Raw genomic sequence first — 21,137 nt, forward strand, 5'->3', positions numbered from 1 at the left:
AGAGAGCAGCGTCTGAGACCCGGGCCACCCGCCTCAGAGGAATTTCGTGATGCAGCCTGCAAAAATCGGTGGGTTTTTATGTGCGCCAGTACGCAATACTCACATTTATGTAACACAGATCACATAAAGAGCGGGTGGGGCGTAGGGGTAAGGAGGATGGAAAGAGGTTGTCGTATAAAGAAACTAGTAACCGTTAAACCACCTCTGCAAAATCACCAAACAGGATGGGAACTATGAAAATCAAAACTGGCGCACGCATCCTCGCATTGTCTGCATTAACGACGATGATGTTTTCCGCCTCGGCTCTCGCCAAGATTGAAGAAGGTAAGCTGGTTATCTGGATTAACGGCGACAAAGGCTATAACGGCCTCGCTGAAGTGGGCAAAAAATTCGAGAAAGACACCGGGATCAAAGTCACTATTGAGCACCCGGACAAACTGGAAGAGAAATTCCCGCAGGTTGCCGCGACCGGCGACGGCCCGGACATCATCTTCTGGGCTCATGACCGTTTTGGCGGTTACGCTCAGTCTGGCCTGCTGGCTGAAATCACGCCTGACAAAGCGTTCCAGGACAAACTCTATCCGTTCACCTGGGATGCCGTACGCTATAACGGCAAACTGATTGCCTACCCGATCGCGGTTGAAGCGCTATCGCTGATTTACAACAAAGACCTCGTGCCAAACCCACCGAAAACCTGGGAAGAAATTCCTGCACTGGATAAAGAACTGAAGGCGAAAGGTAAATCCGCGCTGATGTTCAACCTGCAAGAGCCGTACTTCACCTGGCCGCTGATTGCCGCCGACGGCGGTTACGCATTCAAGTTTGAAAACGGCAAGTACGATGTGAAAGACGTGGGCGTGGATAACGCCGGCGCGAAAGCGGGTCTGACCTTCCTGGTTGACCTGATCAAGAACAAACACATGAACGCGGATACCGATTACTCCATCGCCGAAGCGGCCTTTAACAAGGGCGATACCGCGATGACCATCAACGGTCCGTGGGCGTGGTCCAATATCGACAAGAGCAAAATCAACTACGGCGTCACGCTGCTGCCAACCTTCAAAGGCAAAGCGTCTAAACCATTTGTTGGCGTTCTGAGCGCCGGTATCAACGCCGCCAGCCCGAACAAAGAACTGGCGAAAGAGTTCCTCGAAAACTACCTGCTGACCGATCAGGGTCTGGATGAAGTGAACAAGGACAAGCCGCTGGGCGCCGTTGCGCTGAAATCCTTCCAGGATCAGTTAGCAAAAGACCCACGCATCGCCGCCACCATGGATAACGCCCAGAAAGGCGAAATCATGCCGAACATCCCGCAGATGTCTGCATTCTGGTATGCCGTTCGTACCGCAGTCATCAACGCCGCCAGCGGTCGCCAGACCGTCGATGCAGCGCTGAAAGATGCACAAGGTCGTATCACCAAGTAATGCTGTAGCACACGTGCCGGATGGCGGCATAAATGCCTTATCCGGCCTACAACACACCGTAGGCCTGATAAGCGCAGCGCCATCAGGCACGCTGACCAACAGGTTTTCATTGTTGTTGAGGATTGAACCCCATGGATGTCATTAAAAAGAAACACTGGTGGCAAAGCGACACGCTGAAATGGTCAGTGATGGGTCTGCTTGGGCTGCTGGTCGGTTACCTTGTTGTTTTGATGTACGCTCAGGGGGAGTACCTGTTTGCCATCATGACGCTGATTTTAAGCTCTGCTGGCCTGTATATTTTCGCTAACCGTAAAGCCTATGCCTGGCGCTATGTTTACCCGGGCGTTGCCGGTATGGGGCTGTTTGTCCTGTTTCCGCTGATTTGTACGATCGCCATTGCCTTTACCAACTACAGCAGTACTAACCAACTGACCTTTGAACGTGCTCAGGAAGTCCTGATGGATCGTTCGTATCAGGCTGGGAAAACCTACAACTTTGGCCTGTATCCGGCGGGTGATGAGTGGCAATTGGCTCTCACCGACGGTGAAACCGGCAAGAATTATGTTTCCGACGCCTTCAAATTTGGCGGCGAACAGAAACTGCAACTGAAAGAAACGGATGCTTTGCCAGCGGGCGAGCGTGGGACGCTGCGCATCATCACGCAGAATCGCCAGGCGCTGAACCAACTGACCGCAATCCTGCCGGATGAAAGCAAAGTGATTATGAGCTCGTTGCGCCAGTTTTCCGGCACGCAGCCACTTTATACGCTCGCTGATGACGGTACGCTCACCAACAGCCAGAGCGGCGTAAAATACCGCGCCAATAACGATATTGGTTATTATCAGGCAATTAACGCTGACGGTAGCTGGGGTAGCGAAAAACTCAGTCCAGGCTATACCGTTGCCATCGGCTGGGATAACTTCACTCGCGTGTTTACCGACGAAGGCATCCAGAAACCGTTCTTCGCCATCTTTGTCTGGACGGTGGTCTTCTCCGTTCTGACCGTGATCCTCACCGTTGCTGTGGGGATGGTGCTGGCCTGTCTCGTACAGTGGGAGTCTCTCAAAGGCAAAGCGATTTACCGTGTCCTGTTGATTCTTCCGTATGCCGTACCGTCGTTTATCTCGATTCTGATTTTTAAGGGCTTATTCAACCAGAGCTTTGGTGAAATCAACATGATGCTGAGCGCACTGTTTGGCATCAAACCGGCCTGGTTCAGCGACCCAACCACCGCGCGTTCGATGATTATTATCGTCAACACCTGGCTCGGTTATCCATACATGATGATCCTGTGCATGGGTCTGCTGAAAGCGATTCCTGACGATCTGTATGAAGCCTCGGCGATGGATGGTGCAGGTCCGTTCCAGAACTTCTTTAAGATAACGCTACCGCTGCTGATTAAGCCGCTGACACCGCTGATGATCGCCAGCTTCGCCTTTAACTTTAACAACTTCGTGCTGATTCAGCTGTTGACCAACGGTGGCCCGGACCGACTCGGCACCACCACGCCAGCCGGTTATACCGACCTGCTCGTGAGCTACACCTACCGTATCGCCTTTGAAGGCGGCGGTGGTCAGGACTTCGGTCTGGCGGCGGCGATTGCCACGCTGATCTTCCTGCTGGTGGGTGCGCTGGCGATTGTGAACCTGAAAGCCACACGTATGAAGTTTGATTAAGGGAGACAACGAACATGGCTATGGTACAACCCAAATCTCAGAAACTGCGTCTCTTAACAACGCACCTGCTGCTGCTGATTTTCATCGCGGCGATCATGTTCCCGTTGCTGATGGTTATCGCTATCTCGCTGCGCGAAGGTAACTTTGCCACCGGCAGTTTGATCCCGGAAAACATCTCCTGGGAACACTGGAAACTGGCACTGGGCTTTAGCGTTGAACACGCGGATGGCCGTGTGACGCCGCCGCCGTTCCCGGTACTGCTGTGGCTGTGGAACTCTGTGAAAGTAGCCAGCATTACCGCGATCGGTATCGTGACGCTTTCCACCACCTGTGCTTACGCCTTTGCCCGTATGCGTTTCCCGGGCAAAGCAACCCTGCTGAAAGGGATGCTGATTTTCCAGATGTTCCCGGCGGTGCTGTCTCTGGTCGCGTTGTATGCTTTGTTTGACCGCCTGGGCCAGTACATCCCGTTTATCGGCCTGAACACGCACGGCGGCGTGATCTTCGCCTATCTTGGCGGTATTGCGCTGCATGTATGGACGATTAAGGGCTATTTCGAAACCATCGATGGTTCGCTGGAAGAAGCCGCCGCGCTGGATGGCGCAACGCCTTGGCAGGCATTCCGCCTGGTGCTGCTACCACTTTCCGTTCCGATTCTGGCGGTCGTGTTTATTTTGTCTTTCATTGCCGCTATTACCGAAGTACCGGTCGCGTCACTGCTGCTGCGTGATGTGAACAGCTATACCCTCGCGGTAGGTATGCAGCAGTACCTCAATCCACAGAACTATTTGTGGGGCGACTTTGCCGCCGCAGCTGTACTTTCAGCCATTCCGATCACTCTGGTGTTCTTGCTGGCGCAGCGCTGGCTGGTCAACGGACTGACGGCAGGTGGTGTGAAAGGTTAAGTTTTACCGAAGTAACTGCCCGGCAACGGGCAATGCCACTGCAACCCTCAACTTATGTTATCCCAACCTGTGACTGTTATTCGGCGCTCTACGGAGCGCCCTTTTTTTATGTTATTTTGTATTACACTTACGATTATTTCCTTTCGTGCTCCCCGTCACTGCAATTCTATTTTTCACCCGAGCGCAATAAAATTAAACAGAATTAAGATCACAGAAAAGACAAAACGTAATTGCAATGTAAAAAATGATAATTGTCTTCCCTGCCTGTTAAATTCAACATCACGGCACTGATCAAAAGAGCTGTATCCTCTAAGGCAGGTCTGAATGAACACTCAATATAATTCCAGTTATATTTTTTCGATTACATTAGTGGCAACATTAGGAGGGCTATTATTCGGCTACGACACTGCAGTCATATCCGGAACGGTAGAGTCCTTAAATACCGTATTTGTCGCCCCACAACACTTAAGTGAATCTGCCGCCAACTCGCTGTTGGGCTTTTGCGTCGCCAGTGCGTTGATTGGCTGCATCATCGGCGGTGCGTTGGGAGGCTATTGCAGTAACCGATTTGGCCGCCGGGACTCGCTGAAAATCGCGGCGCTGCTGTTCTTTATTTCTGGTATTGGTTCCGCCTGGCCGGAACTAGGCTTTACAACTATTAATCCAGATAACGCCGTACCCGTTTATTTAGCCGGATACGTTCCCGAATTTGTAATTTATCGTATCATTGGGGGTATTGGGGTAGGTTTAGCTTCAATGCTCTCACCAATGTATATTGCTGAACTGGCACCCGCACACATTCGTGGGAAACTGGTGTCATTTAACCAATTCGCCATTATTTTTGGTCAACTGTTAGTGTATTGCGTTAACTATTTTATCGCCCGTTCGGGTGATGCGAACTGGCTGAATACCGATGGCTGGCGCTATATGTTTGCGTCCGAAAGTATTCCCGCTCTGCTGTTTTTACTGCTGCTGTACACCGTACCAGAAAGCCCGCGCTGGCTGATGGCGCGTGGCAGACACGAACAAGCGGAAGGTATTCTGCGCAAAATTATGGGCAGTACCCTCGCCACCCAGGCCATGCAGGAGATCAATCACTCTCTGGAACATGGTCGTAAAACCGGTGGTCGCCTGTTGATGTTTGGCGCAGGCGTTATCGTCATCGGCGTAATGCTGTCTATCTTCCAGCAATTCGTCGGTATTAACGTCGTGCTCTACTACGCCCCGGAGGTGTTTAAAACGCTGGGAGCCAGCACCGACGTGGCCTTGTTACAGACCATTATTGTTGGCGTGATCAACCTGAGCTTCACCGTGCTGGCTATCATGACGGTGGATAAATTTGGTCGCAAACCGCTGCAGATTATTGGCGCTCTGGGCATGGCCATCGGTATGTTCAGTCTCGGTACCGCGTTTTATACCCAGGCTTCCGGGCTGGTTGCTCTGCTGTCGATGCTGTTTTACGTCGCCGCATTCGCCATGTCCTGGGGACCAGTTTGTTGGGTGCTGCTGGCTGAAATCTTCCCGAACGCGATTCGTGGCAAAGCGCTCGCCATCGCCGTTGCCGCTCAATGGCTGGCGAACTACTTCGTCTCCTGGACCTTCCCGATGATGGACAAAAATTCGTGGCTGGTTTCCCATTTCCACAACGGTTTCTCCTACTGGATTTACGGTTGCATGGGCATTCTGGCCGCGCTGTTTATGTGGAAGTTTGTGCCGGAAACCAAAGGCAAAACGCTGGAAGAACTTGAAGAACTGTGGGAACCCGCCGCAGAGAAAACCCAGCCTGCCTCTGCGCAGTAATCCTGACCTGCAACACGCCGCAGCCCGATTGCGGCGTGTTGTCTTTTACTCTCGCTTCAGCCGTTTGGAATTACACAGCCACAGGGTGATCACCAGCAGCAGGATCGCTGCAGAATAGATCAGCACATCCATCGGCGCTTTATGATCGACAATGATCAACCGCACAATCGCGGTGATCCCGATATAGACAAAGTAGCGCAACGGAAAGTGAAACCCTGACTGAAAGTACTTCACAATCAACGCGATAAATTCAAAGTAGAGGAAGTAAACCACCAGCCCTTCCACCAGCTCATACTTGCTGGTTTGTTCCGGCGCGAACAGCACGTCCGCCAGATGCAGCGTTTCTTTCCCGAGGAATACAACCAGGATCAGGCCCAGACTCAGCAGTCCCAGATTCAACACGGTCTGTAAAATAGTGGAGATAAACTCCACGCGCGGACGAGATAGCGACGTCATAACAGCACCTCTTACTCAGTGGCGAGGTTCCTGTATAACGCAAAAATGTGACAGAGATCTACATTTTTTGTTTATGTTTTGTGCAGCTCAATAATAATGCAACAATGCTCCTGCCTCTAATATCCTGAACGGAATACGAAATGTTTAAAGTTCAAATGGCAACCGCTGATGATGCCGCTCTGTTAAGCTCGATGGGATATACCAGCTATCGACATCATTTTGCGCATCTATGGAAAAATCCGCTCGAACTGGATGCTTATCTTGAACAGGAGTATTCCTTGCCCACGATCGCCCGGAGTTTGGCAAGTATGGAAACCTTCTGGCTTATCGCTTTTGCCGACACGCCCGTTGGCTTTGCGAAATATAGCTTGCGGCAATCCATTGAACCCGAAGGCCAACCAGGAACGCTACTCCATAAGATCTACCTGATGCCAGGAGAAACCGGTAAGCAGTATGGCGAGCAGCTATTTTCCGAGGTTGTCCGCCAGGCCAAAGCGCAAAATGAGCAACGGCTCTGGCTTGACGTACTGGCTGAAAATCCCCGTGCACGGCAGTTTTATGAGCAGCAAGGTATGATATTTGTGAAAGAAATCGCTTTCACTACCGACTCTCAAACCAGCGTCTTGTACGTCATGGAAAAACAGCTTTAAGAGAATGAATATGGTGAATACTCGACAATCTGCTGTCCGCAACGTTACCTGCGGTGAGAATGTGGTGATTTATGAACCCGCCAATCTCTACGATTGCATATTGGGTGACAACGTTTTTGTCGGACCATTCGTTGAAATCCAGGGCAACACGCAGATTGGCGCAGACAGCAAAATTCAGTCGCACACCTTCATCTGCGAATATGTCACCCTCGGCGCCCGCTGTTTTATCGGTCATGGCGTGATGTTCGCCAACGATATGTTCCGCGAAGGAAAACCCAACGCCGACCGCAACAGTTGGGGAAGAATTACGATTGGCGACGATGTTTCGATCGGCAGCGGGGCGACCATTCTGGCGGTCACTGTCTGCGATGGCGCGGTCATCGGCGCAGGAAGCGTAGTGACCAAATCAATCACCGAGAAAGGCGTGTACGCGGGAAACCCGGCAAAATTATTGCGTCGCCTGTAACTTCCCTGATGACGGCGTAAATACCTTATCCGGCCTGCAATACAGGCTCTTTGTAGGCCGGATAAGCGTAGCGCCATCCGGCTGGCAAACGGCTCGATTACCGAAAATTCACGCTGCGATCGCTGGTCATATCGTACAGACCAAACTTACGCCCAAGCTGCTGACCGCCATCACGTGTTAACGGCGTCCAGCCAATCGCCGCACGGCTGCGGGTCGGGCCAGACGAGAACAGATCCAGCGGCACGGAAACGTACACCCCTTTAGTAAAATCACCCTCGCCATACTCATCCGGCGAGGCGTTAGTGATAGTCGCATAACCACCCACCACGACACCGCTGTCGAAGCGTTTGGCGATCTCCAACGTTCCGCCCTTATCCCCGGCCAGATACTGACCCACGCTGGCTTTCACCAGCACATCCTGGGCGAAAGAAGGATTCCAGTACGCGGTCAAATGCCCGGTCTTCACGCTGTAGTCGGTGAATTTCATCATGTCCTGCGCGCTACGCCAGTCACGCTGTTTCACGTAGTTGGCATCAACACCAAACGCCCAGTTGCTGTCCAGCGGACGATACAGCACTTCTGCCCCCGCGCCGCCGTACATGGTCTCCAGATAGCCGCCGTACACCTGTCCGTAAAAGCCGTTGCCGAGTGACTGGAAGTAGTTGGCCTGCAGGTTATTCACGTAAACATCGTTTTGCACGTAGTCACGTACATGGGTACGCACACGCGGCAAATGCGAATCCTGCGGCGGGTTGGTGTAGTTAAACTTGTCATAGTTATTGGCGAGGTTGGCGAACAAACTCCCGGTGGTCAGCAGATGATCGGTCACCCACCAATCCGCCGTACCCATCACGCCCAACTGATACATATAGAAATTTTCCGGGCCACCCACCGACTGGTTTAGCACCGGATCGATATGGAAATCGAAGCGCGACTTATCAATATACCAGCCCTGCTCGGTCGTTTTCGGCACCATGGGCTCCACGCGTTTTTGCGCCAGTTGAGTCTCATGGCCCAAGGGCTCGCCTTCCAGATGGCGCTTGAGGCTGGAAACCTCTGTTTCGGTCGTCACCTGCGGTAAGTTAAGGCGATTTTCCGTAATACGGATCGTGCGGATCCCGTCAGGAAGATCGTTCATCACGATCCGGTTGGCACGCTCGATCCCCTCGCGCGAATCACGGTATTTCACCTGTTCGCCTGTTACATACAGCGTATCGCCCTGCACCTGGATTTTAGGATCCGCCAGCCCGGCATTGTATTTCAGCAGCGTTAGCTGATTCGCCACTACCGAATGTTGCAGGATCGCATCCTGCGGCTGCGGCTGATACTTCGGACGGGCGTTATCGTTATAGTTTGGTCGCAAATCGTTGAAGTTAGTCCGCAGCGTGAACCCAAACATAAAGGTGTTGCCGCGCTCATAGCTGAGGTTAACGTCGGCCCAATCGGTGACGCGATAAATAGCGCCGACGTTAAACTTGCTCTTCTGATCCAGCTTGCCCGCAAAATCCTGCTGGTAATTATTACCCTCATACTCCAGTTTCAGACGCAGCGGCTGCCAGGGTGTCTGATATTCCACGCCACCAAACAGCGACGCCGGGCCGTGGAACATCTGGCTGCCGTCAATGGAACCCGCCTGCTTGTAACTGTTATCGCGATGACAGAATTTATCGCTGTATGAGCAAAACGGATTGCTGACGTTGCCGCTGGTCCCGAGGTATCCCCAGCCAAGACCGAGTGAGAAATCAAACGGTCCCCAGGCTTTGTTCGCCACAATATACTCCGCATCGAACAGGCCCGTTCCGCCAATATCGCGCGCACCTACCGCCACCTGCGGCATCCAGTAGCTCTCTTCCCACAGACGTAGTTTGAGATCAAAAGCTTTATCCTTGTAAGTCTGATCGCCAGAAAACGACTCCACGCTACTGTATTGTTTGGTACGCACATCGGTATAGCGCAGCGTGGTTTCCAGCCACGGGAAGAGCTGCACCGACGCAGAGTAATAGCGGTACTGATCGTTATCGCGGTAGTTAAGGCTCATTTCGCCCTCACGCGCCATGCGTGCGGTTGGGGTTTGCAGCAGCCCCACGCCGCCAAAATCGGACTGGGAAGGACCAATCGGCGCAGGATACGTTTCACCGTGACAGGCCGCACTGATACCCAGCGCCAACAGGCTGAGCAGATAAGTTTTTCTCACTATTCGGGTATCCGCTGGGTCAGGGTGCGAAGAATGTCGGCATTGATTTCATCCGGGGTGCTGCTCCAGACAGAGTCCGACAGCCCGACAAAAATGATGCTGCCGGGCATCGGCTCAATGTGACGTTTGTTCCAGTAGGCGACCGGTACTTTTTGTGTGCGTCCGTTGGGATAGACAACCCAGGCGTAGCTACGATCCGCGCCGCTGAGCCGATGCTGCCCATCGAGATAGCTGGCAACATCACGTCCGGGTATAAAAGGCTGTTTACCCGGGTGGCTTAGCAGGCCAAACAGCGTGATATCCGTGGGCTGCGGTCCGACCCACAGTGTGTAATTGCCCTGCAACGGCGGGTTGCCTGGCTCACTGGTACGTACTACATCCGGGTCGAGATTAATCGTCTGTCTACCGGTCACCTTCAGCGCCTGAATTTGCTGGCGTAATGCGTTGATGGCGCCAGCATCATCACCGCTTGCTTCAGCACTCAACGCCGCCAGACGAGCCAGTAATGCCTGCTGCTGACGTTGTGCCTCAGTTGTTGCCCGCTCTTCGCTGATAACCGCACCTGGCCACCAGCTATTGCTCAACCGCGGCTGTCCAACCAGGTCGAGCAGATGTTCAGCCCCGGTCAGCGTTTTTGCTTCTGTGCTACCTGTCGTAATCACTTTTACGCTGCCCGCAGCAAAAACAGATGCCGCGCACAGGCTGAATGTCAGCGCAGTAATCATTTGTTTCATCATGGTTTTGCCGCCTTAATCAGCGTGGTTTTCACCGGGAAGAAACCTGCGCCAAGATACTGTTCCGACTGGCGAATCTGCCCTTCACTGTCGATCCAGTAGCGGTTATGCCAGCGCGTTTGATCGGTGGTGACCCCTTCATCAAGGATCCGTACCGACGTGTTATCGCTGCCGACTTTGATGGTGTCTGCGCCATCCCATGTGAAAACCGAGCGCGCGGTGGCATAGCGTACCTGCTGATGTTCAGTCCAGCCCATCGTGCGGGTCCACGTTGCGCCGTCGACTATCTGATTTGGCTTGATGAGCGGGTCTGCCGCCAGATTATTCACCTCGATTAGGTTGTCCCCGCCAAGGTGCGTTTTCACAATGCGCCCATGCTGCGTGACGAGAATAGCCCGATCCTGAGTCACCCATTTCTGCTGTCCGTTTTCTGCAAATGCGAGTACCACAAACAGTTGGGGACCGCCGTTGAGCTGCATGTACTGGCTGGCGTAAGGCATGTTTTGAATTTCATCGTCCGTCATCTGTACGCCGGGAGTACCAAACACGCTATCCCACAGCGAATGACCCAGCCCTTCGGTAGTGGCTGAGCACGCCTGCAGCAGCAGGCAAACCATTATGATCGCTGGTCGCTTCACGACGTTTCTCCGCATTATTGCCGGGTGGCGCGACGCTTACCCGGCCTACAAATCCCACAGACTTTTGGCAATTCCAAAATAACCACACCGAAGTGTGGTTAGAATTAAACGTACCTTTATTACTGGGTACTGGTGGTTGTGGTAGTTGTGGTTCCGGTATTAGAACCATCGCCGCCGCCGGTCGCCGCCAGGGCAACCCCCACCGCAGAACTTACGGTGCTCACGCTGGTTGCGGAGGAACTTCCTGCCGAAACCGACGCAGCAGCCGACCCTGCAGCCTCACCCACCTGAACGGGGGCGGCATAGACAGAGGTCGCCGCAAGCGCAGATATAGCCCAAAGGCCATACAGAACTTTTTTCATCACAAATTCCCTTCATTGTATGAATGGAGATTTACCCAAAAGAATTTCGGGCGAGATCGAGTATACACAAGCGAAGTATGCAAATTAGGTCGAGAGGGAATTTAGGACAATTAGATAACGAGAGAAAAAATGATTAACAGCAAATAATAAAAAACAAATTAATTCAAATAGTTAAAATACAATAGTAAAAACACAATATCCGGTAAATCTGAAAATATCAGAAACAGGGTAACGTTGAATAAATTATTTTAGGATTAAGCTCAATTAAAGGGTGAAGTAAAAACGTAGATATCCTGGAGTAATCTTATAAAAAGCCGATATTAATATCGGCTTTTTTATTTCATTAATGTCGGATGGCGGCGAAACGCCTTATCCGGCCTACAGGATATGTGCCTGTAGGCCGGATAAGCGCAGCGCCATCAGGCGCGCCAGGCTTTGTAACGGTTAATCAACCCATTAGTAGAAACATCATGGGAAGAAACAGTTTTATCATCGTTCAGCTCTGGCAGAATGCGGTTCGCCAGCTGTTTGCCCAGCTCAACGCCCCACTGGTCAAAGGTGAAGATGTTCAGGATCGCGCCCTGAGTGAAGATTTTGTGTTCGTACAGCGCAATCAGCGCACCCAGGCTGAACGGCGTGATTTCGCGCAGCAGGATGGAGTTTGTTGGACGGTTACCTTCGAACACTTTGAACGGCACAACGTGCTCAAGCGTAGCCGGATCTTTACCCTGGTCGCGATATTCCTGCTCAACCACTTCACGAGATTTACCAAAAGCCAGCGCTTCGGTTTGCGCGAAGAAGTTAGACAGCAGTTTCGGATGGTGATCCGACAGCGGGTTGTGGGTGATTGCCGGCGCGATGAAATCGCACGGCACCATTTTGGTACCCTGGTGGATCAGTTGGTAGAACGCATGCTGGCCGTTAGTACCCGGCTCACCCCAGATGATTGGGCCAGTCTGGTAATCCACCGCATTGCCGTTACGGTCAACGTATTTACCGTTGGATTCCATGTTGCCCTGCTGGAAGTAGGCCGCGAAACGGTGCATATACTGGTCATACGGCAGAATCGCTTCGGTTTCGGCACCGAAGAAGTTGTTGTACCAGATACCGATCAGCGCCAGCAGCACCGGCAGGTTTTTCTCAGCCGGGGTGGTGGAGAAGTGTTTGTCCATCGCATGCGCGCCGGAGAGCAGCTCAACAAAGTTGTCGAAGCCTACGGACAGGATGATGGACAGACCGATTGCAGACCACAGGGAGTAACGACCGCCAACCCAGTCCCAGAACTCGAACATATTGGCAGTATCAATACCAAACTCGCCAACCGCTTTACCGTTAGTGGAAAGCGCTGCGAAGTGTTTGGCTACGTGCTTGTTGTCGCCAGCGGTCGCCAGGAACCAGTCGCGCGCGCTGTGGGCGTTGGTCATGGTTTCCTGGGTGGTAAAGGTTTTGGAAGCGACCAGGAACAGCGTGGTTTCCGGGTTCACTTTTTTCAGCACTTCGGCGATGTGCGTACCATCGACGTTCGACACAAAGTGCATGTTCAGGTGATTTTTATACGGACGCAGCGCTTCGGTCACCATGAACGGGCCAAGGTCAGAACCGCCGATACCGATGTTTACTACATCAGTGATGGCTTTGCCGGTATAGCCTTTCCAGCTTCCGGAGATGATCGCTTCAGAGAAAGATTTCATCTTCTCCAGTACCGCATTCACTTCCGGCATCACATCTTTGCCGTCAACGATGATCGGCGTATTGCTACGGTTACGCAGCGCCACGTGCAGCACGGCACGGTCTTCAGTACGGTTGATTTTCTCACCGGAGAACATGGACTTGATGGCACCCGCCAAATCGGTTTCTTTCGCCAGATCTTGCAGTTTAGCCAGCGTCTCTTCAGTGATGCGGTTTTTGGAGAAATCCACCAGCATCAGATCGTCAAACGTCGCGGAAAACTTAGTGAAACGATCGCTATCTTTCGCGAAAAGATCCGCGATAGTAACGTCTTTCATTTCTTCAAAGTGTTTTTGTAGTGCCTGCCAGGCTGAGGTCTGCGTTGGATTGATGTTTTTCATTAGCAATACTCTTCTGATTTTGAGAATTGTGACTGAGATCGATTGTAACGCCAGTCACAGAAAAGTGTGATTGTTTTAATGCCATTGCCAGGGCATCCGCCAAACGTGGCTAAAAAGTATAGCGGTTATCAGCGTTGTTATTAGTACCGTTACTCAACGCAGTTGCAGCATGAAAAATCCGCATAATCCCAGCGTTGACAGTGCAAGCTACACATTTTATTTATAAATACGGTATTTGCATTTGCGCCTGCACCGGTTTTCGTTCTGCCTTATGTGCCATGGTCGCTCTATTCATTCCCTGACACGAGGTAGTTATGACTGATGTAGTTGTCTCCAAGTTTGGTGGTACCAGCGTGGCGGATTTTGATGCCATGAATCGCAGCGCTGATGTAGTGCTTTCTGATGCTAACGTCCGTGTGGTGGTACTTTCCGCTTCTGCGGGAATCACCAACCTGCTGGTCGCACTGGCTGAAGGGCTGGAGCCAACCGCGCGCTTCGAAAAACTCGATGCCATTCGTCAAATTCAGTTCAATATTCTGGAACGCCTGCGTTATCCAAACGTGATCCGTGAAGAGATCGAACGTCTGCTGGAAAACATCACCACACTGGCAGAAGCGGCGTCACTGGCGACCTCAACCGCGCTGACCGACGAACTGGTCAGCCACGGTGAACTGATGTCTACCCTGCTGTTCGTCGAGATCCTGCGTGAACGCAACGTGCAAGCGCAGTGGTTTGACGTGCGTAAAGTGATGCGCACCAACGATCGTTTTGGTCGTGCAGAACCCGACGTCACGGCGCTGGCTGAACTGGCAACGTTCCAGTTGGCCCCGCGTCTGAGCGAAGGTCTGGTGATTACTCAGGGCTTTATCGGCAGTGAAGGCAAGGGCCGCACCACCACGCTGGGACGCGGCGGCAGCGATTATACCGCCGCCTTACTGGCAGAAGCCCTACACGCAACGCGCGTTGATATCTGGACCGACGTTCCCGGCATTTACACGACCGATCCGCGCGTGGTTCCGGCTGCGCAGCGTATTGATGAAATTGCCTTTGAAGAGGCCGCGGAAATGGCGACCTTTGGCGCGAAAGTTCTGCACCCGGCAACCCTGTTGCCAGCCGTACGTAGCGATATTCCGGTATTTGTGGGCTCCAGTAAGGATCCAAAAGCAGGCGGTACGCTGGTATGTAATAAAACCGCGAATCCACCGCTGTTCCGGGCGCTGGCATTACGCCGTAAGCAGACGCTGCTGACACTGCATAGCCTGAATATGCTGCACTCTCGCGGCTTTTTGGCGGAAGTGTTCGGCATCCTGGCACGCCACAATATCTCGGTCGATTTAATTACCACATCCGAAGTCAGCGTGGCGCTGACGCTGGATACCACTGGTTCAACGTCCACCGGCGATACACTGTTAACACAGTCTCTGCTGATGGAACTGTCTGCCCTGTGTCGGGTTGAAGTGGAAGAAGGCCTGGCGCTGGTGGCGTTGATTGGCAATGACCTGTCCAAAGCCTGTGGCGTGGGTAAAGAGGTTTTCGGCGTACTGGAGCCATTCAACATTCGAATGATTTGCTACGGCGCGTCCAGCCATAACCTGTGCTTCCTGGTACCCGGTACTGAAGCCGAGCAGGTTGTACAGAAGCTACACCATAACTTGTTTGAATAAGTAGACGTCAACGCCCGATGGCTCTTAGGCCATCGGGCATTTTCACCGCATCACCGTGCCATATAGCAGCCTGTCCAATTCCCTCACATCCCCTTCCCGGCTGTCTGGTAAGGTTGGCGGGATTTCTCCTCTCTCCAGTTCGGCGCGGATAAACGCATGTAACAATGGACGACGCGGACCATACTCAGCCTCACCTGACCGCTGTTTGCGCGCCAGCAATTCGTCGATTTCCTGACGCAATGGCGCATCCAGTTCACTCCCCGCCAGCAGCTCGGCAAAACGCATTGGTGGCACGCCCTTGCCCGCTTCCACCCAACGTACCGCCAGCAGCGGCCGAATGACGTAGAAGTACTTCTTCAATCGCACGTCGTCACCTTGCAGATAGCCACGGAAGTTTTTCCGCGCCATCGAGTAGTAGTGCCAGCGGGCACGTAGCGGAGAAAACCATTTGGGCACCAACGCTTTCAGCGCCGAAACGGCCACTTCATCCTGCTGATAGACAACTGGCGAATCCAGCCACTCGATAAGCGTCGGGTTTGCGCCTTTGAGTAACCCCAGCGCCTTGCGCCATTCCCAGCCGCACACGTCCAGCTCATCATCTATCGGCAGCTCGATAACATCGCGTGGCGCTTCGACCCGCAGATACCATTCAGGGGGATGAACATAGAGAAATCGCACGTCGTAGTCGCTGTCCGGCGAGGCAAATCCCCAGCCACGGCTGCCGGATTCACAGGCATACAGCACCCTGACGCCATAACGCTGCTCAACCTCTTTTAGCTGGCGCAATACCCTTTCACGCATTGCGCTGTCCACTGTGTTGTCGCTCATTATTCTTATCCTTTTATGTTCACAAGGCCGTGCAGCACCTGATCCAGGCCCCCGAACACCGAGATTTTATCGATACGCTCAGCAACTCTTTCGAGGGTTTCCAGTTCTTTTAAGCGCAGCGCTACCGGGTTGTTTTCCATCACTTTTGCCGTATTTAACAGCGATCGCGTGGCGGCAGTCTCTTCACGACGTCGGATCACGTTGGCCTGGGCGGATTTTTCCGCTTCAACCAGTTGCGATAAAATAGCCTTCATATCGCCGGGCAGGACAATATCCTTCACCCCCAGTGAAGCCACCTCAATACCAAACGGCGTCATACGGGCTTTCACCTGCGCGCTCACCACTTCATCGATCACCTGCTTATCTTCCAGCAATTCGTCCAGCGTGCGCGTTCCCACCGCTTCACGCAGCGCAAACTGCAATTCACGGTAAAGGTGATCCAGCGGTTTAGTCAGTTGACCAAATGCCAGCAACACATCGCTATAACGCCAGTTCGCCGCCAGGTTTAAACGCAGGTTGACCTTATCTTTGGTCAGTATCTCCTGGCCGCCAACCTCCAGCACCTGCAAACGGGTATCCACCACTTCCGCTTCAATCAGATGGTTTACCTTCCAGTATGCTGTTAACCCCGGCAGCAACAGCGCCTGAGTTTCACCATCAATTTTCAGTACACCGACGTGCCACGCTGGGACCTGCACCGTTAAGATAGCTTCGCGACCTTTCACCGCACCGCTGCGACGGGGCTGTAACACCGCGTTCATCACGTCAACAGGAACCAAAACCTGACGTGTATCCATCCGTACCAGCTTCAGCGCTTCATCGGACTGCCAGTACAGACGGCGCGATGCCGGTGGCAAAATTTCCTGCAAGACGCCGTTCACATACAGCGCACCTGCTTCAGTATCGGTTAAATCAGCCACCACACAGTACTGCTCCACCCATGTAGGCTGGAAGCGACGTAAATACTCCGCGAGCGCTTCCGGAATTTCGCTGCCATCGGTATTGATTACCAGAACGTCCGGAGTGTTAAACCATGGCAAACGGTGTTCACCTGCATCCAGTACCTGATAGTAATCACCCTGTCGGGATAACAGGCCAAGCTGGACTTTACGAATAGTGATTTTTTTCATCATTTTTTATTCCTTATTGTGAGTCAGGCGCGGGTGCAGGGGCGAAGCGACAGGGGAATTCCTTTTTGCCTGTCACACGGCATCATTACCGGCAGCCTGTTCTGGAGCGTGCTAACTGCGCATCACTCCGCTTTATTTCTATGATTAACAACCAGTTTTCATTCGGGGATGAAATTGGGAATCGAACCCACTGTGTGTCAACGGCTGACGGAACACTCCCGGAAAACAGCCTGTGCCGTTCCTGACGTGCCGGCGGGGTTTAACCCCCTGCGCTTTCAGCGTGATTGACGCAAGTGTTATTGCCAGAAGCGTGCCAGGAATTAAAACAGGCATATTTAATTTTTAATTAATTGATTTTTATGATTTTAATTATTAACACCAATAATGGTGGTTGTCTCAATGGATTAATTTTTTTATCTTTTATTCTCTTATTTATCTTTTCGGATAAACCATGAAGAAGCGACGGGTAGTGATTGGCGTACTGGGAACGGTGCTCGATAAGCGCGGCAAGCGGGCCAATCGGTTTAAGAAGTGGCGACCCACGGTTGGGCTATGCCAACAACCCGATTTCCCTGTCGACAGGCTGGAACTCCTCCACCAACCACGCGATGAGAGCATGGCGCAAAGGTTGATTGAAGACGTCGCGCTGTTTTCGCCGCACACCCATGTTCGCCCGCATGCCGTCACCATTAACGATCCGTGGGACTTTGAAGAGGTCTACGCCGCGTTTCTCGACTTTGCCACGCATTATGAATTTGATACGGAAAACGAAGAGTATCTGGTGCACATCACCACCGGCACTCACGTGGCACAAATCTGCTGGTTTTTGCTGACGGAAGCCCGCTACCTGCCCGCCAGCCTGCTGCAAACCGGCCCCGCGCCACGCGGTTCATCAGATGAGGCCATCGCCGCTGGCATCTGCTCGGTTATCGATCTCGATTTAAGCCGCTACGCCACGCTCACCAGTCGTTTTCAGCGCGAACAGCAGCAGTCGGTCTCTTTTCTGAAAGCCGGGATTGATACGCACAACGCCACCTTCAATAAACTGATCGATCGCATTGAGCGGGTCGCTCTGCGTTCGACCGACCCGATCCTGCTCACCGGCCCTACCGGCGCGGGTAAATCCTTCCTGGCGAAACGTATTTTTCAGCTACGCCAGTCGCGGCATCTGGTGGCGGGAAAACTGGTGGCGGTTAACTGCGCGACCTTGCGCGGCGATAATGCAATGTCCACGCTGTTCGGTCATGTGAAAGGGGCGTTTACCGGTGCGCTCACGGCGCGTAGCGGATTACTGCGAGAGGCCGATGGCGGCGTGCTGTTTCTCGATGAGATAGCCGAATTAGGGCTGGACGAGCAGGCCATGCTACTCAAAGCAATTGAAGAAAAAACCTTTTTCCCGTTTGGGTCAGACAAAGAAGTACGCAGCGATTTTCAACTGATTGCCGGCACCCATCGCGACATGCGGCAATGGGTCGCTGAAGGCCGTTTTCGCGAGGATCTCTACGCGCGTATCAACATGTGGTGCTTCGCCCTGCCCGGTCTGGCGCAGCGGCGGGAAGATATCGCGCCGAACGTCGAGTATGAGCTGCAACGTTTCTCCAACAGCAAACAGACGCAAATCCGTTTCGATAAAGAAGCCCGCGCTTCCTATCTGGCATTTGCCTGCTCCCCACAGGCGCAATGGCGCGGCAACTTTCGCGAACTCAGTTCATCCATCGCGCGCATGGCGACGCTTGCCGAACAAGGTCGCATCACCTTATCCCTTGTCGAAGAAGAGATTGCGCTGCTAAAGGAGAGTTGGCAGATAGCAACTCCGCAGCCTGAACTGAATATGGACATTGACCTGTTCGATCGCCGCCAGTTAGAAACGGTACTGGAAGTGTGCCGCCGCTGCGCGTCGCTGTCGGAAGCCGGACGCGAACTGTTTGCCGTCTCACGGCAGAAAAAAGCCAATCCTAACGATGCAGACCGCCTGCGCAAATATCTCGCTCGTTTCGGGCTAAGCTGGGAAAGCGCTCGCAGCGATCAGATACAATGAAACAATATCTAGATCTAATATTACCCAATCTGAACTGTTACTGGTTTTCCTAACTTCACCAGCATCATGACCAGCGCATCAAGGGTAAATTTGTTGGTTTTCTGATTAACAACATCTGAAACACGGGGCCGGGAAATATTCAGTTTCACAGCAGCTTCCGCTTGTTTCAGATGGTTTTCATGAATCCATCCGGAAATTTCTTGCATCAACTGCTGCTTCAGGAGAATGAGTTGTTCGACCTCGCATTCAGCATCATGCTTTAAGCTCTTCGCTTCCGCTTCTGCAAACCCCAGTTCGGCAAAAATATTGACATCCGGAGAGGTTACATGGCGAACCTTATTATCAACGGTATTGTTCATTTCTGATTCCTGTCTTCTTGCAAAGCCGTTCGATATCTAACTTTAGCAATGTGTTTATCGTGCTCAGAAGTACGTTTTGTCTTTTTATTGAAGCAATGCAGTACATAGACCGCGTTAGCATAGCGAGCAATGTAGATGATTCGGTATGCGCCAGATTCATACCTGAGCCTTACCTCCTCAACACCGCGACCTATCTCTGGCATCGGCTTCCAGTCAGCAGCTTCTAATCCCGCCTGTAAACGATGTAACTGAAAACCAGCGGTTTTACGTATATCTTCAGGAAAGCTTCGTAAATCATCAAATGAACTGCCAATCCAGACAATGGCCTTTAAGGCCCGCCTTATTGAAAGCATAACACATCCTTGTATAAAATTTTATACAAACAATAAAATGTGTAACCCACACGTTTTCCTGTCATTACGCTAAATCAGAATAGAAATTCCGTCACTTCAACAAGCTATATTTTGCGAGGCTCTTTCAGGATTAGTTTTATTCTGCACGAATTACCGTACACTGAGGATATCGGCTAACAGAGGGCACCCGTATGGCACTCCCCCGCATTACCCAAAAAGAGATGACCGAGCGCGAACAGCGTGAACTGAAAACGCTGCTTGACCGCGCGCGCATTGCACATGGTCGCCTGCTGACCAACGCTGAAACAAACAGCATCAAGAAAGAGTACATCGATAAACTGATGGCCTTGCGCGAAGCAGAAGCTAAAAAAGCCCGCCAATTGAAGAAAAAGCAGGCTTATAAACCGGATTCAGAGGCGTCATTCTCCTGGTCGGCGAATACGCCAACGCGCGGCAGACGTTAACGTCCTTTCTTCTTACGCCCCGGTGAGATAAAACGCTTGCCGTTTGCCGCCGGGCGCGATTTCTCTTTCTCCGCCGATTTTTCGATTTTCACTACCGGGCGCTTGATGCCTGCAGTGGCGGCTTTTGGCTTCGCTTTCGCCTTCGGTTTAGCTTCTGATGATGAATTCTCAATCAGCTTGAACAGATCGATCAGTTCGTCATCCGTCAGGTCACGCCATTCACCCAATGGCAAGCCGGACAAACTCACGTTCATGATGCGTGTGCGCTCAAGCTTGGTAACTTCATAGCCAAAGTGTTCGCACATACGACGGATCTGACGGTTCAGCCCCTGAATCAGCGTGATGCGAAACACAAACGGCGCTTCTTTCTTCACCTTACATTTCTTGGTGACGGTACCGAGGATTGGCACACCAGCCCCCATACCACGGATAAAGTCATCAGTGACCGGCTTATCTACCGTCACCAGATACTCTTTTTCGTGATCGTTACCGGCACGCAGGATTTTATTCACCAGGTCGCCGTGGTTGGTCAGAAAGATTAGCCCCTGGGAATCTTTATCCAGACGGCCAATGGGGAACACGCGCTTGCTGTGATTCACGAAATCAACAATGTTGTCGCGTTCGCTGTCTTCGGTGGTGCTGACAATTCCTACCGGCTTGTTCAGCGCGATAAAAACCAGATCTTCCGCTTCACGCGGCTCAATCAACCGACCATTCACTTTTACGACGTCGCCAGGCTTTACCTGATCGCCAATGGTGGCGCGTTTACCATTCAGGAAGACATTCCCTTGTTCGATAAAGCGATCCGCCTCGCGACGCGAGCAGATTCCGCTTTCACTGATGTATTTATTTAATCGGATGGATGAGTCGGGCAGCATAATTTCTCCTGTATACACTTCATCCTTCAAGCCGTCTCTGCGTTGGCTG

At 52.3% G+C, this 21,137-nt stretch carries 20 protein-coding genes; 9 read left to right on the forward strand and 11 right to left on the reverse strand.

Features of this window, described 5'->3' with window-relative positions; all coding sequences use genetic code 11:
- The first annotated feature begins 233 nt into the window (after positions 1–233).
- From malE to xylE, 4 genes are all read left to right on the forward strand, one after another.
- Positions 234–1,424, forward strand: coding sequence for a maltose/maltodextrin ABC transporter substrate-binding protein MalE (gene malE, locus GUC46_RS22245; RefSeq protein WP_003031680.1), 1,191 nt, complete (start codon positions 234–236; stop codon positions 1,422–1,424).
- A 131-nt stretch (positions 1,425–1,555) separates the two neighbouring features.
- Complete coding sequence (gene malF, locus GUC46_RS22250; RefSeq protein ID WP_046671359.1) at positions 1,556–3,100, forward strand: maltose ABC transporter permease MalF; 1,545 nt, start codon at positions 1,556–1,558, stop codon at positions 3,098–3,100.
- 14 nt (positions 3,101–3,114) lie between these two features.
- The gene (malG, locus tag GUC46_RS22255; protein WP_003031677.1) at positions 3,115–4,005 is read left to right on the forward strand and encodes a maltose ABC transporter permease MalG; all 891 of its coding nucleotides are present in this window, start codon (positions 3,115–3,117) and stop codon (positions 4,003–4,005) included.
- A 324-nt stretch (positions 4,006–4,329) separates the two neighbouring features.
- Positions 4,330–5,805: a D-xylose transporter XylE gene (gene xylE / locus GUC46_RS22260; RefSeq protein WP_130715363.1), complete on the forward strand. Its 1,476-nt coding sequence runs from the start codon at positions 4,330–4,332 to the stop codon at positions 5,803–5,805.
- 45 nt (positions 5,806–5,850) lie between these two features.
- Here the strand turns inward: xylE and psiE are convergent, their stop codons facing one another.
- On the reverse strand, positions 5,851–6,261 hold the full coding sequence (gene psiE / locus GUC46_RS22265) for a phosphate-starvation-inducible protein PsiE (protein ID WP_003031674.1): 411 nt from the start codon (positions 6,259–6,261) through the stop codon (positions 5,851–5,853).
- A 140-nt stretch (positions 6,262–6,401) separates the two neighbouring features.
- Between psiE and GUC46_RS22270 the strand changes: the two genes are divergently transcribed.
- A complete protein-coding gene (locus GUC46_RS22270) occupies positions 6,402–6,911 on the forward strand; it encodes a GNAT family N-acetyltransferase (protein WP_130715364.1) in 510 nt (169 codons plus the stop codon).
- A gap of 10 nt (positions 6,912–6,921) precedes the next feature.
- The gene (locus GUC46_RS22275; protein ID WP_130715365.1) at positions 6,922–7,377 is read left to right on the forward strand and encodes an acyltransferase; all 456 of its coding nucleotides are present in this window, start codon (positions 6,922–6,924) and stop codon (positions 7,375–7,377) included.
- 97 nt (positions 7,378–7,474) lie between these two features.
- Here the strand turns inward: GUC46_RS22275 and GUC46_RS22280 are convergent, their stop codons facing one another.
- From GUC46_RS22280 to pgi, 5 genes are all read right to left on the reverse strand, one after another.
- On the reverse strand, positions 7,475–9,571 hold the full coding sequence (locus GUC46_RS22280; protein ID WP_044702285.1) for a YjbH domain-containing protein: 2,097 nt from the start codon (positions 9,569–9,571) through the stop codon (positions 7,475–7,477).
- The gene (locus GUC46_RS22285; RefSeq protein WP_016149395.1) at positions 9,571–10,308 is read right to left on the reverse strand and encodes a capsule biosynthesis GfcC D2 domain-containing protein; all 738 of its coding nucleotides are present in this window, start codon (positions 10,306–10,308) and stop codon (positions 9,571–9,573) included. The genes GUC46_RS22280 and GUC46_RS22285 overlap by 1 nt, the downstream gene beginning before the upstream one ends.
- On the reverse strand, positions 10,305–10,943 hold the full coding sequence (locus tag GUC46_RS22290; protein ID WP_106902786.1) for a YjbF family lipoprotein: 639 nt from the start codon (positions 10,941–10,943) through the stop codon (positions 10,305–10,307). Before GUC46_RS22290 ends, GUC46_RS22285 begins: the two co-directional genes overlap by 4 nt.
- A 119-nt stretch (positions 10,944–11,062) precedes the next feature.
- Complete coding sequence (gene yjbE, locus GUC46_RS22295) at positions 11,063–11,305, reverse strand: exopolysaccharide production protein YjbE (protein WP_003826562.1); 243 nt, start codon at positions 11,303–11,305, stop codon at positions 11,063–11,065.
- 419 nt (positions 11,306–11,724) lie between these two features.
- A complete protein-coding gene (gene pgi, locus GUC46_RS22300; RefSeq protein ID WP_003031668.1) occupies positions 11,725–13,374 on the reverse strand; it encodes a glucose-6-phosphate isomerase in 1,650 nt (549 codons plus the stop codon).
- Positions 13,375–13,688: 314 nt separating this feature from the next.
- On the opposite strand from pgi, the gene lysC reads away from it, so the two are divergent.
- Entirely contained in the window at positions 13,689–15,038 is a 1,350-nt protein-coding gene (lysC, locus tag GUC46_RS22305) for a lysine-sensitive aspartokinase 3 (protein ID WP_130715366.1), read from the forward strand.
- A 42-nt stretch (positions 15,039–15,080) separates the two neighbouring features.
- On the opposite strand, the gene GUC46_RS22310 is transcribed toward lysC, so the two are convergent.
- Both GUC46_RS22310 and GUC46_RS22315 read right to left on the reverse strand, forming a co-directional pair.
- Positions 15,081–15,866 carry a nucleotidyltransferase domain-containing protein gene (locus GUC46_RS22310; RefSeq protein WP_160180731.1) on the reverse strand — a complete coding sequence of 262 codons (786 nt, stop codon included), beginning with the start codon at positions 15,864–15,866 and terminating at the stop codon, positions 15,081–15,083.
- A gap of 5 nt (positions 15,867–15,871) precedes the next feature.
- Positions 15,872–16,999, reverse strand: a complete 1,128-nt coding sequence (locus GUC46_RS22315; protein ID WP_160180733.1) for a slipin family protein — start codon at positions 16,997–16,999, stop codon at positions 15,872–15,874.
- 448 nt (positions 17,000–17,447) lie between these two features.
- Between GUC46_RS22315 and rtcR the strand changes: the two genes are divergently transcribed.
- The gene (gene rtcR / locus GUC46_RS22320) at positions 17,448–19,034 is read left to right on the forward strand and encodes an RNA repair transcriptional activator RtcR (RefSeq protein WP_160180735.1); all 1,587 of its coding nucleotides are present in this window, start codon (positions 17,448–17,450) and stop codon (positions 19,032–19,034) included.
- A 20-nt stretch (positions 19,035–19,054) separates the two neighbouring features.
- Here the strand turns inward: rtcR and GUC46_RS22325 are convergent, their stop codons facing one another.
- Both GUC46_RS22325 and GUC46_RS22330 read right to left on the reverse strand, forming a co-directional pair.
- On the reverse strand, positions 19,055–19,393 hold the full coding sequence (locus tag GUC46_RS22325) for a helix-turn-helix domain-containing protein (protein ID WP_003841397.1): 339 nt from the start codon (positions 19,391–19,393) through the stop codon (positions 19,055–19,057).
- A complete protein-coding gene (locus tag GUC46_RS22330) occupies positions 19,390–19,746 on the reverse strand; it encodes a type II toxin-antitoxin system RelE/ParE family toxin (protein ID WP_044715013.1) in 357 nt (118 codons plus the stop codon). Before GUC46_RS22330 ends, GUC46_RS22325 begins: the two co-directional genes overlap by 4 nt.
- A gap of 191 nt (positions 19,747–19,937) precedes the next feature.
- On the opposite strand from GUC46_RS22330, the gene GUC46_RS22335 reads away from it, so the two are divergent.
- Positions 19,938–20,210 (forward strand): DUF3811 domain-containing protein, encoded by a 273-nt coding sequence (locus GUC46_RS22335; protein ID WP_003031655.1) that lies wholly within the window; start codon positions 19,938–19,940, stop codon positions 20,208–20,210.
- On the opposite strand, the gene rluF is transcribed toward GUC46_RS22335, so the two are convergent.
- Positions 20,207–21,088, reverse strand: a complete 882-nt coding sequence (rluF, locus tag GUC46_RS22340; RefSeq protein WP_060854510.1) for a 23S rRNA pseudouridine(2604) synthase RluF — start codon at positions 21,086–21,088, stop codon at positions 20,207–20,209. The genes GUC46_RS22335 and rluF overlap by 4 nt on opposite strands.
- Between the last annotated feature and the right edge of the window lie 49 nt (positions 21,089–21,137).

It is taken from the genome of Citrobacter sp. LUTT5, assembly GCF_009905315.1.
In the GTDB taxonomy this organism is placed as follows: domain Bacteria; phylum Pseudomonadota; class Gammaproteobacteria; order Enterobacterales; family Enterobacteriaceae; genus Citrobacter; species Citrobacter freundii.